At 71.2% G+C, this 14,505-nt stretch carries 11 protein-coding genes; 5 read left to right on the top strand and 6 right to left on the bottom strand.

The genetic code is table 11. From position 1 onward, the window contains the following. Positions 1 to 4 precede the first annotated feature (4 nt). Together K8625_RS24285 and fni are read right to left on the bottom strand one after the other, a co-directional pair. A complete protein-coding gene (locus tag K8625_RS24285) occupies positions 5 to 1,336 on the bottom strand; it encodes a hydroxymethylglutaryl-CoA reductase, degradative (RefSeq protein ID WP_223745608.1) in 1,332 nt (443 codons plus the stop codon). Between the two features lie 36 nt (positions 1,337 to 1,372). After that, positions 1,373 to 2,431 carry a type 2 isopentenyl-diphosphate Delta-isomerase gene (fni, locus tag K8625_RS24280; protein WP_223784048.1) on the bottom strand — a complete coding sequence of 353 codons (1,059 nt, stop codon included), beginning with the start codon at positions 2,429 to 2,431 and terminating at the stop codon, positions 1,373 to 1,375. A 158-nt stretch (positions 2,432 to 2,589) separates the two neighbouring features. Between fni and K8625_RS24275 the strand changes: the two genes are divergently transcribed. Then, positions 2,590 to 3,000, top strand: a complete 411-nt coding sequence (locus K8625_RS24275; RefSeq protein WP_223784047.1) for a hypothetical protein — start codon at positions 2,590 to 2,592, stop codon at positions 2,998 to 3,000. A gap of 49 nt (positions 3,001 to 3,049) precedes the next feature. On the opposite strand, the gene K8625_RS24270 is transcribed toward K8625_RS24275, so the two are convergent. Both K8625_RS24270 and K8625_RS24265 read right to left on the bottom strand, forming a co-directional pair. Beyond that, positions 3,050 to 5,503 carry a TonB-dependent receptor family protein gene (locus K8625_RS24270; RefSeq protein ID WP_370640303.1) on the bottom strand — a complete coding sequence of 818 codons (2,454 nt, stop codon included), beginning with the start codon at positions 5,501 to 5,503 and terminating at the stop codon, positions 3,050 to 3,052. Between the two features lie 265 nt (positions 5,504 to 5,768). After that, a complete protein-coding gene (locus tag K8625_RS24265; RefSeq protein ID WP_223784046.1) occupies positions 5,769 to 7,235 on the bottom strand; it encodes a hypothetical protein in 1,467 nt (488 codons plus the stop codon). A 142-nt stretch (positions 7,236 to 7,377) separates the two neighbouring features. Between K8625_RS24265 and K8625_RS24260 the strand changes: the two genes are divergently transcribed. The 3 genes from K8625_RS24260 to K8625_RS24250 all read left to right on the top strand — a co-directional run bounded on the left by K8625_RS24260 (position 7,378) and on the right by K8625_RS24250 (position 11,760). After that, positions 7,378 to 8,610: an imelysin family protein gene (locus K8625_RS24260; RefSeq protein ID WP_223784045.1), complete on the top strand. Its 1,233-nt coding sequence runs from the start codon at positions 7,378 to 7,380 to the stop codon at positions 8,608 to 8,610. Next, a complete protein-coding gene (locus K8625_RS24255; RefSeq protein WP_223784044.1) occupies positions 8,603 to 10,027 on the top strand; it encodes an HTTM domain-containing protein in 1,425 nt (474 codons plus the stop codon). The genes K8625_RS24260 and K8625_RS24255 overlap by 8 nt, the downstream gene beginning before the upstream one ends. Before the next feature lie 746 nt (positions 10,028 to 10,773). Next, the gene (locus K8625_RS24250) at positions 10,774 to 11,760 is read left to right on the top strand and encodes a zinc metalloprotease HtpX (protein WP_223745602.1); all 987 of its coding nucleotides are present in this window, start codon (positions 10,774 to 10,776) and stop codon (positions 11,758 to 11,760) included. Between the two features lie 48 nt (positions 11,761 to 11,808). On the opposite strand, the gene K8625_RS24245 is transcribed toward K8625_RS24250, so the two are convergent. After that, positions 11,809 to 12,624: a 2-oxo acid dehydrogenase subunit E2 gene (locus K8625_RS24245; protein WP_223784043.1), complete on the bottom strand. Its 816-nt coding sequence runs from the start codon at positions 12,622 to 12,624 to the stop codon at positions 11,809 to 11,811. Positions 12,625 to 12,864: 240 nt separating this feature from the next. On the opposite strand from K8625_RS24245, the gene K8625_RS24240 reads away from it, so the two are divergent. Beyond that, positions 12,865 to 13,896, top strand: coding sequence for a cell envelope biogenesis protein TolA (locus K8625_RS24240; protein WP_223745600.1), 1,032 nt, complete (start codon positions 12,865 to 12,867; stop codon positions 13,894 to 13,896). A gap of 104 nt (positions 13,897 to 14,000) precedes the next feature. Here K8625_RS24240 and K8625_RS24235 read toward each other — a convergent pair whose 3' ends face one another. Further along, complete coding sequence (locus K8625_RS24235; RefSeq protein ID WP_267700192.1) at positions 14,001 to 14,423, bottom strand: MarR family winged helix-turn-helix transcriptional regulator; 423 nt, start codon at positions 14,421 to 14,423, stop codon at positions 14,001 to 14,003. Between the last annotated feature and the right edge of the window lie 82 nt (positions 14,424 to 14,505).

Here is a 14,505-nt window from a genome sequence, read left to right as displayed (position 1 = left end):
CGCGCTAGACGGTGGTACCGGTGGTGGCGGCCTTGGCGTCCTCGGCGGACAGGCTGGCGAGAATCTCCCGGGCCTTCTCCACCTTCACGTGGCCCGCCTTCACCAACAGGTCCGCCAGCTTCTCCACCCAGTCGCCGCGCGCGCCGGCCGTCACCGCCACGCAGCGCGCATGGAGCGCCATGTGGCCCTTCTGGATGCCGATGCTGCCCAGCGCCCGGAGCGCCGCGAAGTTCTGCGCCAGCCCCACCGCCGCGAACACCATGGACAGCTCGCGCACGCCCGAGGCGCGCAAGAGCTTGAGCGCCATCTGCACGCCGGGGTGCACCTTGATGGGGCCGCCCACCATGCCCAGCGCCATGGGCAGCTCGATGCGGCCCACCAGGTGCCCCTCCTCCAGGTACCAGGTGGACAACGGACGGTACTGCCCGTTGCGGCAGGCGAAGGCGTGCGCGCCGGCTTCGATGGCGCGCCAGTCCTGGCCCGTGGCGATGGCCACCGCGTCGATGCCGTTCATCACGCCCTTGTTGTGCGTGGCCGCGCGGTACGGGTCCGCCTCCGCGAAGCGGCTGGCCTGGGCGATGCCCTCGGCGATGATCTCCCCCGGCATCTCGAAGTCCGCCAGCGCCGCCAGCGGGATGCGGCACGTGGCGCGCGCCAGCCGCCGGTCCGCCAGGTTGGAGAGGATGCGCAGGTACACCTTGCCGCCGGTGATCTGCTCGACGAGCGGCGCCACGCCCTCCGCCACGGTGTTGATGAGGTTGGCCCCCATCGCCTCCTGCGTGTCGATGAGGATGTGCACCACGAGCAGCGGCTCGCCCCTGGGGCCCTCCGGAGCCGGGAGGATGCGCACCTCCACGTCCCGGGCGCCGCCGCCGCGCGCCACCATGGCCGGGTGGAAGCTGTTGGCCAGCGCCAGCAGCTGCTCCTTGTGCGCCAGAATCTTCTCGGCCGCCTCCGTCGGGTCGCCGAAGCGCGTCACCTGGATCTGGCCGATCATCATCGACTCGTCCGCCTCGGCGCTGAAGCCACCGTTCTCGCGGACGATCTTCGAGGCGAAGGACACGGCCGCCACGACGGACGGCTCCTCCACCGCCATGGGCACCAGGTAGTCGCGCCCGTTCACCTGGAGGTTGAGCCCCAGGCCCAGCGGCAGGGAGAAGGTCCCCACCGCGTTCTCGATCATCTGATTGGCCAGCACCGGCTGGAGCGCCTCGGTCCCACGGAGCTGCTCCAGGTCCCCGGGCGACAGCCGGAACATGCGGGCGAGCGTCGCGAGGCGCTCGTCCATCGGCAGCTTGTGGAACCCGGATAGCCGGGACGTCACCGTCTCAGACATGATGAGTCTTCCCTCTTCCTGCGTTGGCGGTCCCCACTACAGCGCCGCCATCCAATCCTTCAATACACCGGTCACCACCCGCGGCCGCCGCCTCAGCTCAGCGCAGCTTCTGCTTCCGGTGAGCACGAGCGCCTGACGAAGCCCCGTCAGGATGACCTCCAGCGCCTGCTCGGCCGCCGCCACCCCGCCCGCATGATGCGCCCGGAACAACGGCAGGGCCATGCCCGCCACGTCCGCCCCCAGCGCCAGCACCTTCGCCACCTCCAACCCCGTGCGGATGCCTCCGCTCCCCACCAGCCGCACGTCCGGGCCCACGGCCCCGCGGACGGTGGCCACCGCCGCCGCCGTGGGGATGCCCCACGCGCTGAATTCCGCGCCCACCTGGGCTTGTACGCCCGTGGCCCGAAGTTGTTCCACCCGGACCCACGACGTGCCTCCCAGCCCGGACACGTCGATGTTGCGCACACCCAACTCCACCAGGCGCCGCGCCACCTCCGGGCCGATGCCGCACCCGGTCTCCTTGACCAGCAGCCGCTCGCCCAGGGCGTTCACCAGCGACTCCACCACCGCGTAGCCGCCGCGGAAGTCCCGGTCGCCCTCGGGCTGGGTCAGCTCCTGCCCGGCGTTGAGGTGCAGCGCGATTCCGTCCGCGCCGATGCCGTCCATCAGCCGCCGCACGCCGTCCACGCCCAGCCGCACCGCCTGGTACAGGCCGATGTTGCCCAGGAGCGCCACCGTGGGCGCCACCTGCCGCACCTGGAACGAGGCCGCCCGCGTCGCGTCCTCCGACATGGCGCGCTGGCTCCCCACGCCGAAGGCCAGGCCGTGGCGCTCGGCCACCAGGGCCAGGTCGCGATTGACCACCCCCGCGCGCTCGGTGCCGCCGGTCATGCCCGTGACGAGCAGCGGGTGGCGCAGCCGCTTGCCCAGGAACGGCGTGGACAGGTCCACGTCCTCCACGGACATCTCCGGCATGGCGCAGTGGACCAGGTGGACCAGGTCCAGCAGGGTGCTGTTCTGACCGGGCTCCACGTCACCCGTCGCACACAGGTCGAGGTGAGCGTCCTTGCGCCGCGCTGTGATGTCCTCGACCATTTGGTGTGGGTCCGTCCCGGGTGCCCGACAAGGCGGAGGTGTGCGGAAGGCCCGAGTTACCTAGCAAGCGCCGGGGGAGGGGTGCAAGCCAAAGGGCCGAGCGGTCCAAGAGGGCATGCCAATGGACGAAATCCACTGCGGGACAGTATGAGGCCCGCATGAGCGTCCCCGCGTCGCCCAAGGTGGTCGTCTTCCTTCACAGTGGAGACTACGACCGCGTGCACCAGGGCCTGTCCATCGCGGCGGCGGCGACGGCGGCGGGACGGCGCGCGGAGATCTACCTCTTCTGGTGGGCGCTCGAGCGCTTCCTGAAGGACGCGCTGGACGAGCCGGACTTCGCGGGCCGCGAGGACGTGGCGGACCGCTTCGAGTCCCGGGGCATGCCCACGCTGCGCGCGCTGCTGGAGCACCTGACGGATTCAGGGCTGTGCACGCTCGCGGGCTGCACCGGCTCGCTCGGGGCGCTGGGCGGCGAGGCGCTCACCGGCGACAGCCGCATCCCGCTCTGGCTGGGCTGGAGCGCCATCCTCCAGCGCACCGCCGGGGTGACGGACCGCTTCTACCTCTAGGCCCACGCCGCCCCGGGAGTCACGGCCCGGGGCGGGGCCCGAGCGGGCCTCAGTGGGTGAGCTTGAAGCCCAGGATGACGGTGCGCGGCGCGTTGGGGCGCGCGCCGTACGGCCGGCGGGAGGCGATCTCCACCGTGTCGAGGATGTTGCGCGCGCTCAGGTAGAGCTGCCCCCAGCGCGAGAAGTTCCAGTTCGCGTTGACGTCGAACGTCAGCAGCGAGTCCGTCAGCTCCCCGGGAGGGGCCTCGCCCTGCCCCGCCTTCTCTCGCATCGTGTCGATGTAGAGGGCGCTCACGGCCACGCCGCCCAGCCGGCCCTCGACGCCGACGGACGCGGAGAGCTGGTGCCGGGGGACGTACGGCAGCTCGTCGCCGGCCTTCACGTTGCCGAACTGCGGGTCGGCGGACTGGAAGTCCTCGAGCAGCTCCGTGCGCGTGAAGGTGTACGACGCGGTGACGGGGAACGTCAGGCCGCCGCCGGGACGGAAGACCTTCTCCGCGAAGACCTCCAGGCCGTAGATGTGGGCGCGGCCCGCGTCCGTCTGGCGGTCCAGGTCGTCGTCCACGCAGCCGCTGGAGAAGGTGCAGATGGCGGTGAGGTTCGAGTAGTCGTTGAAGAAGCCCAGCACCTCGAGGCGCTCGCCGCGGCGGGTCCACCGCGCGCCCGTCTCGTAGTTGATGCTCCGCTCCGCGCCCACCGAGTCCGGCTGGCCGGGCGCCGGCGGTGAGAAGCCCCGGTACGCGCCGGCGAAGAGGCCCAGGTTCGGCGTCAGCGCGCCGAACGCGCCCATGCCTGGCATCAGCACCTCGAGCGCTCCGTTCGTGTCCTCGCCGGTGAGCCGGTCGTACGAGCGGGAGCGGATGACCTCCAGGCGCACGCCGGGCGTGAGCACGAGCGGGCCCCAGGCGATGGCGTCCGTCACGTGGAGCGCGAGCGCGTGCGTGGCGTCCTTGTTGTTCGCGGTGGTGGACGTGGCGGTGTGGGTGGCGACCAGCTCGCCGCCGGCCATGCGGAACGCGTCCTCGGTGTGCAGCCGGTCGATGCTGTCGAAGTGGAAGCGGGCGCCGAACTCCAGGTTGTGGCTCAGCGGACCCGTGGTGGTGGTCCACCGCGCGACGCTCTGGACCCCCTGGGACACGAAGGTCCGGTCATTGGGGCCGATGAAGAGCAGCTCCTGCGAGGACGAGCTGTCGAGCTGACCGGTGAGCACGCCGTAGTAGATGGAGTTGCGCGCGCTGGTCGGGTCCGCGAGCACGGTGGCGATGGCGGCGCCGCCCAGGCGGTTGATCTTCCGCCAGGCGCGCGTGAGGTCGTGGCGGTAGGCCGTCGTGGTGATGGCCAGCGAGCCCGCCTCCAGCACGTGGCTGACGGCCACCTGCGTGCGGTGCCACTCCATCCGGTCCAGCGCGCTGGAGGCATAGCGGCGCAGCGGGTTGGCGCGGAAGTCCTCGTCGGACAGGCCCAGGTAGGTCTCGTTGGAGACCTCGTCGGAGTAGCCCAGCTTGAGGTTCAGGCTCTGGCGCACCTCGCCGTCGGGCACCAGCCAGTAGCGGCCCTTGGCCATCCACTCGTTGCGGCGAAAGCCCGTGGTGCCGCCGCCGTCCAGTTCCTTGAAGCCGTTGCTGCGCAGGTGCAGGCCCTCCAGGAGGAAGCCCGCGCGCTCGGTGCTCGCGCCGAAGACGCCGTGCGCCTTGCCGTACAGGTAGCCGCCGCCGGCGATGTCCAGCCACGCGGACTCCGAGGCGGGGATGTCGCGGGTGATGAACTCCACGGAGCCCGCCACCGTCTGCGGCCCCTGCTGGATGGCCGAGGGGCCCTTGAGCACGCGCACCGACTGCATGCGCGTGACGAGCGGGAAGAAGTAGGCCGCGGGCGCGCTGTAGGGCGCCGGGCCGAAGAGCACGCCGTCCTCCAGCAGCGTCACCTTCTTGCTGCGGTCCGGGTTGACGCCGCGCAGGCCCACGTTCGGCCGCAGCCCGAAGCCGTCCTCGCCGCGCGCGTAGACGCCGGGCACCGTCATCAGGACCATGCTCGGGTCATCGCGCTTGAAGCGCTCCAGCTGGGACGGCTTGAGGACATGCACCGAGCCGCTGGTGCGCGTCTCCGACGTCCCCACCACCACGCTCTCGAACTTGCGCTGCCCGGGCTCGGGCGTCGGGTCCGGCGACGCGGGAGGCGCCTCGGTCGAGGCTTGCGTCGGCGCGTCACCCGGAAGCCCGGGCGCGGGGTCGGACAGCGGCGCTCCCGCAGCCTCGCCGGAGGCGTCACCCGCCGCCGCGGGCGGGGCTCCGGCCGGGGTCGCGTCTGGAGCGACGGCGCCCTGCTCAGCGGCGGTGCGCGTCGCGGCTTCAGCCGGCGCGGCGGCGCCCTGCTCGGCCGACTGCGTCGTGGCTTCAGCCGGCGCGGCGGAGCCCTGCTCGGAGGAGGGCTGGACCGGTGCCGCCCCTGTCGGGAGGGACACCTGCCCGGTGGCGGCCGGCGCCCTGTCGGGGGGCGCAGCCACGGAAGCGTCCGTCGGAGCGGGGGCACCCTCCGCGCCCGACGCCTGTTGCGCGTGCCCGGCCGCGGGGGCCGCGACGATTCCCACCAGGAGCACCGGGGCCGCCCAGCCTCGTGCCCGCCTCAACCTGTCCTTGAGCCATGCCATCTGCGAAGTACGCCTCTATCCCGGTGCTGCGGTGGCACTGTGTCAGACGCCAGGAGCCGGGGCGAGCGGGTCCGGACATGGACCCACCTCCCCGGCTCCGGCACTGACCACTCCTACGTGACTACTTCTCGACCGTGGCCGCCACGACGATCTTGCCGTCGGACTGGACCACGATGCCGCGCACCGCCTCCTCCGTCTTGCCGACGGAGAAGTTGTGCTTCACGACGCCGCCCGTGCCGAACGACGTGTCCAGCACGCCGGCCGTCGTGTAGCGCGCCACCGCCAGGCGGTTGTCGCCGCCCTCGGTGACGAAGCCCGCCGCGTAGATGCGGTTGGTCGAGTCGAAGGCCACCGACCAGAACCGGTCGTTCTCCGTCTCGGAGATGGGCGCGGCGATCGCGATGTCCGCGCCCGGATTCGCGCCCACCGGGAGGATGACGAGCACCGCGTCGTCATCGTTGTCGCCGCCCGCGCGGTAGCCCGCCGCGGCCACCCAGTTGCCGTCCTGCGACTTCGCCACGCCGAAGAACGCCTGCTCCGGGCGCTCGAAGTCGTACAGCTTGTAGCCGTCCGTGCCGAGCTGCGTGGTGGGCACGCCGTTCTTGTCGGTGATGTGGATGAGGCCCTGGATCTTCTGCGCCGCCGGCGTCGCGCTGCCCACCGTCACCACGCGGTCGTCGTTGAGGACCACCAGGTTGCGGCCGCGGTCGTTGTCGCCCACCAGGTCCAGCAGCACGACGCCGCCGGTGCCGAACGTCAGGTCGCGCTCGCCATTCGGCTTGTACTTGAAGTTCACCATGTCCACCGTGCCGGTGGACGCGCTGCGGCCGTAGCCCGTGGTGACGTAGCTGCCGTCGGACAGCTGGCCCGCCGTGTACGCCTCGGCCATGCCCCACTCGGGGTTCACGTCACTCACCCGACCGAACGGCGCGTCGTTGACCACGCCCTTCCAGCCGAAGCTGTTGTCCGGCTTGCCCGCGTCATCCAGACGCAGCAGGACGATGCGGTTGGCCGCCTGGGTGCCCGCGCCCGTCGGCTGGCTGGTGTAGCCCGAGGCGAGGATCTTCCCGTCCGCCTGCACGATGCCGTTGCGCGCGCCGTCGCTCAGGTTGGAGATGTTCAGCGTGTGCACGCCCTCGGTCGCGAACGTGGTGTCGCGCGCGCCGTTGGCCGTGAAGCGCACCACCACGCGGTCCGCGTCCACGCGGTCACCGTCACCGCGGCGAGCACCGAAGACCACCAGCCGGTCCGTGGCATCCGCCGCCACGCCCCACACGGAGTCGCGGGCGCCGCCCGGCACCACCGTGGTCAGGTCCAGCCGCGTCGTGCCACCCGCGCCGAACGTCGTGTCCACCGTGCCGTCCGCGTTGAAGCGCATCAGGCCGATGTCGCTGTCGAGCAGCGCCGTGCCCGGGCCCGCGTCGGGCGTGCCGGAGTCAGGCGTGCCAGCGTCGGGCGTGCCGGAATCCGGGGTCTGCTGCTGGGGCTGCTTCTCGTCGTCATCACCGCACGCGCTGCTGAAAACGGCCAACGCCGCCGTGAGGAATGCTACGCCGACGAACTTTCGCTGCTCACTGCTTCGCTTCATGGTGGCCCCGCTCCCGGGTGATGGTAATAAGCAGTAACCTGCTAACGATAATCGTTCTCAAAATCGGATGCGGCTCCTAGCCCAGGGCTTCACTGGGTGTCAAGGCAAGAGCCGCGAACCCGACCGAGACAAGCGAGAATCCATGTCTTTCCCCTCCGTTTCCTCCCCTCGCGCGCGGAGCACTCGCGCGCTGCTTCTCATCACCGCCCTGGCGACGCTCGGGGGCTGCAAGGAGTCCGAGCGCGGCAAGGACGACGCGGGGCCCGGCGGTCCGGGTGGTCCGGACACGTCTCGGGGGGCGCTCCTGAAGGCCACGGGCGTGTGCGTGGAGCGCACGGCGCGCGAGTTCCACACGACGAGCACCGCGCTGTCGCAGGCGGTGTCCGCGTGGGCGGCCCAGCCGGACGCGGCGAGCCTGGCGCAGGCGAAGGCGGCGTACCACGCGGCCATGGATGCGTGGCAAGTGGCGGAGGTGATGCAGGTGGGCCCGGCGGCGCCTCGCAGCGCGGCGGGTGGGGCGGAGCTTCGCGACAACATCTACTCGTGGCCGCTGGTGAGCCGGTGCGCCATCGAGGAGCAGCTCGTCTCCAAGGGCTATGAGGCCCCGGGCTTCCCGACGTCGCTGGTGAGCCGGCGCGGGCTGTACGCGCTGGAGTATCTGATGTTCTACGCGGGCGAGGACACCGTGTGCCAGGGCACCTCGCCCATCGTCGCGCAGGGGACGTGGGCGGCGCTGTCCACGGAGGAGCGGGCCTCGCGCAAGCGCGCGTACGCCGCCGTGGTGGCGCGCGAGGTGGACGTGAAGGCCGCGCAGTTGGTGAAGGCGTGGGCGGCGGACCAGGACAACTTCGCCAACACGCTGGCGTCGGCGGGCTCCGGCAACGCGGTGTTCCCCACGAGCCAGGCGGCGCTCAACTCCATCAGCGACGCGATGTTCTACTTCGAGCGCGAGGGCAAGGACCTGAAGCTGGCACGGCCCTTGGGCATGCGCGAGTGCTCCACGGACACGTGCCCGGAGCACCTCGAGTCCCAGTTCGCGCACCGCTCGAAGGCGAACCTGCGCGCCAACGTGAAGGGCTTCCGGCTTCTCGCGGAGGGCTGCGAGGAGGGCTACCAGGGCACGGGCTTCGACGACGTGCTGAAGGCCGCGGGCGCGGAGGCGCTGGCGCAGAAGCTGGTCGAGCGCGTGGTGGCCGCGGAGGCCGCGCTCTCCGCCATCGAGGAGGACGACCTGCACCAGGCCCTGGCGCAGGACAAGGCGTCGGTGCGCGCGCTGCATGACGCCTTCAAGGGCGTCACGGACGTGCTGAAGACGGAGCTCGTCACGGTGCTGGACCTGGAGCTGCCGCAGTCCGTCGAAGGGGACAATGACTGAGCAGGCTCGGGGGGCCGCGCGGCTCTGGAGCTGGCTGTTGGCGCCGCGGGACATCGCGGCGCTGGTGGCGTTCCGCGTGGCGCTTGGCGCGCTCATCACCGTCTCGTCGGTGCGCTTCCTGGCCTACGGCTGGGTGGACGTGCTCTTCACGGGGCCGCGCTACCACTTCACCTATTGGGGCTTCGGCTGGGTGCGGGCGTTGCCCGCGCCGTGGATGCAGGCGCTGTTCGCGGGGCTGGCGGTGCTCGGGGTGCTGCTGTCGGCGGGGCTGTTCTACCGGGCCACGACGGTGCTGTTGTTCGTCGCGTTCTCGTACGTGCAGTTCGTCGACGTCAGCAACTACCTCAACCACTACTACCTGGTGAGCCTGTTGCTGGGGCTGCTCGTCTTCGTGCCCGCGCACCGCGCCTTCTCGCTCGATGCGTGGCGCAGGCCCGTGCTGAGGAGCGACACGCTGCCGGCGTGGTGCACGTACCTGCTGCGCTTCCAGGTCACCGTCGTCTACGTGTTCGCGGGGCTGGCGAAGCTCACGTCCGACTGGCTCGTGCACGCGCAGCCGCTCAACATCTGGCTGTCCGCGCGAACGAGCCTCCCGCTCGTGGGGCCGTTCCTGGATGAGCGTTGGGTGGCGTACACGGCGGCGTGGGCCGGCTTCCTGTTCGACACGACCATCGTCGCCTTCCTTCTGTCGCGCAGGCTGCGGCCCTTCGCGTACGTGGTGGTGGTGGGCTTCCACGCGGCGACGTCGGTGCTGTTCCCCATCGGGATGTTCCCCTTCATCATGGTGACGGCGGCGCTCGTCTTCTTCGACGCGTCGTGGCCTCGTCGCATCGCGGCGCGGGTGCGCGCGTGGCGGCGAGGGACGGTGGCTCCAGTGTCCGTGCCTGCCCTTCCCGTCCCTGTTCAGCCCGTGACGCGGCTCGCGTGGGCGGGGCTCGCGGTGGCCGTGGTGTACGGCGTGCTCCAGGTCGCGATGCCGCTGCGCACGCACCTGTATGGCGGCAACGTGCTGTGGCACGAGCAGGGCATGCGCTTCTCCTGGCGGGTGATGGCGCGGGAGAAGAACGGCAGCGCGACGTTCGTGGTGACCTCGCCCTCCACGGGGCGTGAGTGGCACGTGCCGCCCAGCGACTACCTCACGCGGCTGCAGGAGCGCGAGATGTCCGTGCAGCCGGACCTCATCCTCCAGCTCGCGCGGCACATCGCTCGCGACTTCGAGGCGAGGGGGTTGGGGCCCGTCGAGGTGCGCGCCGACGTGCGCGTGTCGTTGAACGGGCGCGCGGCGCAGCTGCTCGTGGACCCGGACGTGGACCTGGCGCGCGTGGAGGATGGACTCGCCGCGAAGCCGTGGATCCTCCCGGCGCCCGAGACGCCTCCCGTGAAGCTGCGCCCAACGTGGCGCGCGCAGGTGCATTGAGTCACACGCGACGATGGCCGCGGCACCGCGGGACACGTCTCTCGCGTGCCGCGGGTCAGTCGGCCTCTGCATCAGGTCGTGCGTGCGCTGGTTGCGCGTGGGCGAGGGGGACGTGCTTGGACTGAGCATCGGCACGTGCGCGAGCGATGCGGCAGCACATGTCTGCCGGCCCCCGCATCATGTCGTGCGTGCGCAAGTTGCGCGTCGGCGAGGGGTACGTGCTTGGACCGAGCATCGGCACGTGCGCGAGCGATGCGGCTGCACATTGTGCTCCGACACTGCGTCAGCAAATGGCGCGTGATTGAGCGATACGCAGGCGCGTGACACCTGCACGGCGGATCATCGGCACAGGATGCATGCTCACGCGCTGCGCCCGCGCGATGCGCCGACTCGTCGTGCATGTTCGAGACATGCGTGAACGTCCGAATGTTGTTGTTCGGCCTCCGACCCTACACGGGAGTCCCGCTCTCGCGTCCTGGAGCGAGCGAAGCCGCGCAGCGGTCACCCTCCCGTCTTTCAAACAGACACCCGAGTGAAACGTCGGCGCCTGTCGCGCATCGCGCTCACGGTGCCGATACATGCATACAGGCGCCTGCCCGCCAGCCCGCCAACGGACAGTCCGACCGTCGACGCGGAGCGGCCGCAAGCCCCTGGATTCACGGGCCTCTCCACGGGCTTTCATTGACGAGCCAGCGCCCCTGTTTACGTTTCTGAAGCCCCTGAGCGGGGGAAAGGAACGAGACGACATGGCTTTCACCGACACCCACGAAACTTCCCGGAACGGCGGCGGACGTCCGGCGCTGCACGGCGGCGGTGGGTGGCACCGCCTGGGCAACGCGCTCAAGACGACGGTGCTGCTCGCGGGCCTCACCGCGCTGGTGCTCGTCATCGGCCAGCGGCTGGGCGGCGCGCAGGGCCTCATGTTCGCCGGATTCTTCGCCGTGGTGATGAACTTCGGCTCGTACTGGTTCAGCGACAAGATCGCCCTGGCCATCCATGGCGCCCAGCCGCTGCCCTACGAGCAGGCCCCCTGGCTCCATCAGATGGTGGAGCGGCTGTCCGCCCGCGCGGGCATGCCCAAGCCGAAGGTCTACATCCTGCCCACGCGCGCGCCCAACGCGTTCGCCACCGGCCGCAGCCCCAAGCATGCCGCCGTCGCGGTGACGGCCGGCATCATGGAGATCCTCGACCAGCGCGAGCTGGAGGGCGTGCTCGCCCATGAAATCGGTCACGTGAGAAACCGCGACACGCTCATCGGCACGGTGGCGGCCACGCTCGCCGGTATCATCAGCTACGCGGCGCAGATGCTCTTCTGGTTCGGCGGCTCCATGCTCGGCCGGAGCGATGACGAGGAGGGCGGCGGTATCGCCGGCGCCTTCGCCAACCTGGGCCTGCTGCTGGTGGCGCCCATCGCCGCCACGCTGCTGCAGCTCGCCGTCAGCCGCTCGCGCGAGTACGGCGCGGACGCCACCGGCGCCGAGCTGAGCGGGGACCCCGATGCCCTCGCGGACGCCCTGCTCAAGATGGAGCGCGGCGCGGAGATGATGCCGTATGACCGGGCGCCGGCGACGTCGCACCTGTTCATCGTCAACCCGCTGCACAGGGGCGGCGTCATGGCGCTGTTCTCCACCCACCCGCCCATCCCCGAGCGGGTGCGCCGGCTGCGCGCCATGAGCGCCCGAGCGGGCGGCTCGCGCGCCCGAGGCCGCGGCGGCTGGGAGTACGCGTACTGACGGAACCGCCGAGCGCGGGAGCCCAGGACACCGGGCTCCCGCCGCGCTTCACCCCGGAGGACCGAACGCCGCCTCCGGGTCCTCCAGCAGCACCTTCAACGTGTTCGCCAGCACGCCCGCGTGGAAGCCGTCGATGAAGCGGTGGTCGATGGACGCGTTGAGGCTCATCACCTTCCCCACCACCACCCGCCCCTGCTCCACCACCGCCACCTCGCGCACCGCGCCGGGCGCCAGGAACACCGCCGCCCGGGTGAAGGGCACCAGCGGTAGATAGGCCGCGTCCAGCCCCAGCGCCCCCACGTCCGTGACGATGGCCGCGCCGAACGCGTCCCGGGGCAGCCCGAAGCGGCTCAAGTCCACGTTGAGCGTCACCGCCAGGAACGACACCCACCGGGTGAAGCCCCGCATCAGCGGCCCAGGCATCCGCTCCACCCACCGCCAACCCCGCGAAGTCGCCTCCACGTCGCGCGGCCCCGCCTCCAGCTCCGCGACGATGTCCCGCAGGCCCTTGAGGTCCGCGTCCGCCACCCGCACCGCACTCCACCGCGCCTCCCCACCCGAGGTGTCCCCCAGCAGCGCGGCCACCGTGGCGCGCTCGCGCAGGTAGAGCCGGTGGAAGCGCAGCACCGCGTTCGCGTCGGGACAGCGGCGCAGCGCCACCGCCAGGGCCTTGAGCACCAGGTGCGTCACCGTCAGCCGCGTCCCCGTGCCCCGCTGGAAGGCGTCCATGTAGGCCAGCGCCCGGTCCATCCGGACCGTGAGCGAGCCGTAGACCGTGGGGTCATACGGCGCCGCCCAACTACCGAGGGCCAGCTTGCGGAAGCTGGAGATGCGCGGCTTGGGTCTCAGCTCCAGGTGCGCCATGTCAGGCGGGTCCTCGACGGGGAGATCGACGGCGGTGCAGCATCGCGGCTCACGACGGGGCGGGGAAGACCCCGACCAGCCGGACGCCCGGCTTCGTGGAGATTTCCAGCAGTCCCCCCGCGCACGGACGAGGCAGGGAGGCGGTGAACCCCGCGCACGCCCCCAGCGCACCCTTGACGCGCCTGTGCTGGACGGTAGGCTGCCCCGCTTTTTGCAGATCCCTCCCGTGGAGGTCGTCCCGTGTCGTTCCTGGTCATCGCCCTGGCAGTCGGGCTCGCCATCTCGCTGTATTTCAACCTCTTCGGCGGCGCGAAGCAGGCCGCGCTCCCGTCGTCCTCCTCCGCCTCCACCAACGCGCCCCGCGTGGAGCTGGAGGCCGACCACAAGGCCGCGCGCGCTCGCGCCGAGGCGGAGCTGCAGCGCAAGCAGAAGGAGCTCGACGAACAGCGGGTCCAGCTGCAGGAGGTGAAGGAGCAGCTCAAGCAGACCAAGCGCAAGGTCTTCGAGCAGAAGGAGTCCGACAAGGGTTCCAATGACCTGGCCAAGGCCCGCGCCGAGGTGGAGCGCAACGCCTCCATCCAGCTGGAGCAGACCCGCCTGGAGCTGGCGCAGGTGCTCACCGAGAACCAGCGCCTGAAGGCCGAGTCCGAGGGCAAGGGCCGCCGCCGTGAGCCCCAGGCTCCCGCGCCCGTCGCCGCCCCCGCGCCGCAGATTTCCGCCCCCGCCAAGGAGGGTGAGTCCGTCGTCGCCGCCGCCGTGCCGGTGGTGCCCGCCGCCGAGGCCGCGCGCGAGGACCGCACGCCCCGCCGCGTCATCCGCGAGCTGAGCGAGGCGGACAAGGAGAAGATGGACCGGCTGGAGCAGGCGGCCAACAAGGACCGCCTGCGCGCCGTGGAGCTGGAGAAGGAAGTGCGCCGGGTCAAGGGCCGCGCGGAGACGCAGCAGCGCGTCTACACCGTGACGAAGCACGACCTGGACCTGATGAAGGACAAGTACAAGGCCCTGGAGAAGCGCCTGAACCGGACGCTGCTCGAGCGCGACCTCATGCGCCGCGCCATCAAGGACCTGGAGAAGAAGACGGGCATCCTCGCCGAGCGCACCGAGCTCACCCCCGAGGAGATGGCCGCCAGCGACCAGCGCACCGAGGAGACCTCGCGCGTGCGCGCCGAGTCCGAGGCCCAGGCCGCCGCCCAGCAGCAGGCCACCGAGGCCCCCGCCGCCACCGACTCGCACGCCGCCGACGGCGAGGCCAAGTCCGCGCAGCAGGCCTGAGCCCCACGCCGCGCCTGTCGAGCCCGAGGGGCTCGGCCTTCCGGGACATCCGTTCCGGTGGGCCGGGCCCTTCGTCGTTCACGGCCCCCGCGCGCGCCGAGGCGTCACTCGCACCCGTCCGTCGGGGGCGCGCCGTCGCCGGACTGCCGCGTCACCAGCCCCTCCTGGAGCTTGCCCATCAGCCGCTGCAGCTCCGTCACCTCCGAGGCGGGCAGGTATTCCCCCAGCTCTCCATCCAGCTCCCGCAGCGCGTCCACCAGGAAGGACAGCTCGCGCTCACCCGCGGCCGTCAACTCCAGCCGCACGCAGCGCCGGTCCTCTCCCGCGCGCCGCAGCACCAACCCGTCCTCCTCCAACCGGTCCACCAGCCGGCTCGCGGCGGGCGCGTCCACCAGCAGCCGCTCCGCCAGCGCCGCCTGTCGCCGCGCGCCCTCGGAAATGCCCTTCAACGCCAACAGTTGATTGAACGGCCGGTTCGTCCGCGCACCCAGCTTCTCGGTGAGGTGGCGGCGGATGGCACGACGCAAGGAAGCGAGTTGCTCCGCGAAAGTCATCTGACTTCCGAAATAGTTGTCACCTACAACGGTTGTCAATTACATCGGCTCGGCG

It is taken from the genome of Myxococcus sp. AS-1-15 (genome assembly GCF_020037055.1).
GTDB lineage: Bacteria > Myxococcota > Myxococcia > Myxococcales > Myxococcaceae > Myxococcus > Myxococcus fulvus.
This window is presented reverse-complemented; position numbering and strand designations above follow the sequence as displayed.

Bases quoted from the DNA above. Each gene is read 5' to 3' on its own strand.
- K8625_RS24285 (WP_223745608.1), bottom strand. From the start codon at position 1,336: ATGTCTGAGACGGTGACGTCCCGGCTATCCGGGTTCCACAAGCTGCCG.
- fni (WP_223784048.1), bottom strand. From the start codon at position 2,431: ATGGTCGAGGACATCACAGCGCGGCGCAAGGACGCTCACCTCGACCTG.
- K8625_RS24275 (WP_223784047.1), top strand. From the start codon at position 2,590: ATGAGCGTCCCCGCGTCGCCCAAGGTGGTCGTCTTCCTTCACAGTGGA.
- K8625_RS24265 (WP_223784046.1), bottom strand. From the start codon at position 7,235: ATGAAGCGAAGCAGTGAGCAGCGAAAGTTCGTCGGCGTAGCATTCCTC.
- K8625_RS24260 (WP_223784045.1), top strand. From the start codon at position 7,378: ATGTCTTTCCCCTCCGTTTCCTCCCCTCGCGCGCGGAGCACTCGCGCG.
- K8625_RS24255 (WP_223784044.1), top strand. From the start codon at position 8,603: ATGACTGAGCAGGCTCGGGGGGCCGCGCGGCTCTGGAGCTGGCTGTTG.
- K8625_RS24250 (WP_223745602.1), top strand. From the start codon at position 10,774: ATGGCTTTCACCGACACCCACGAAACTTCCCGGAACGGCGGCGGACGT.
- K8625_RS24245 (WP_223784043.1), bottom strand. From the start codon at position 12,624: ATGGCGCACCTGGAGCTGAGACCCAAGCCGCGCATCTCCAGCTTCCGC.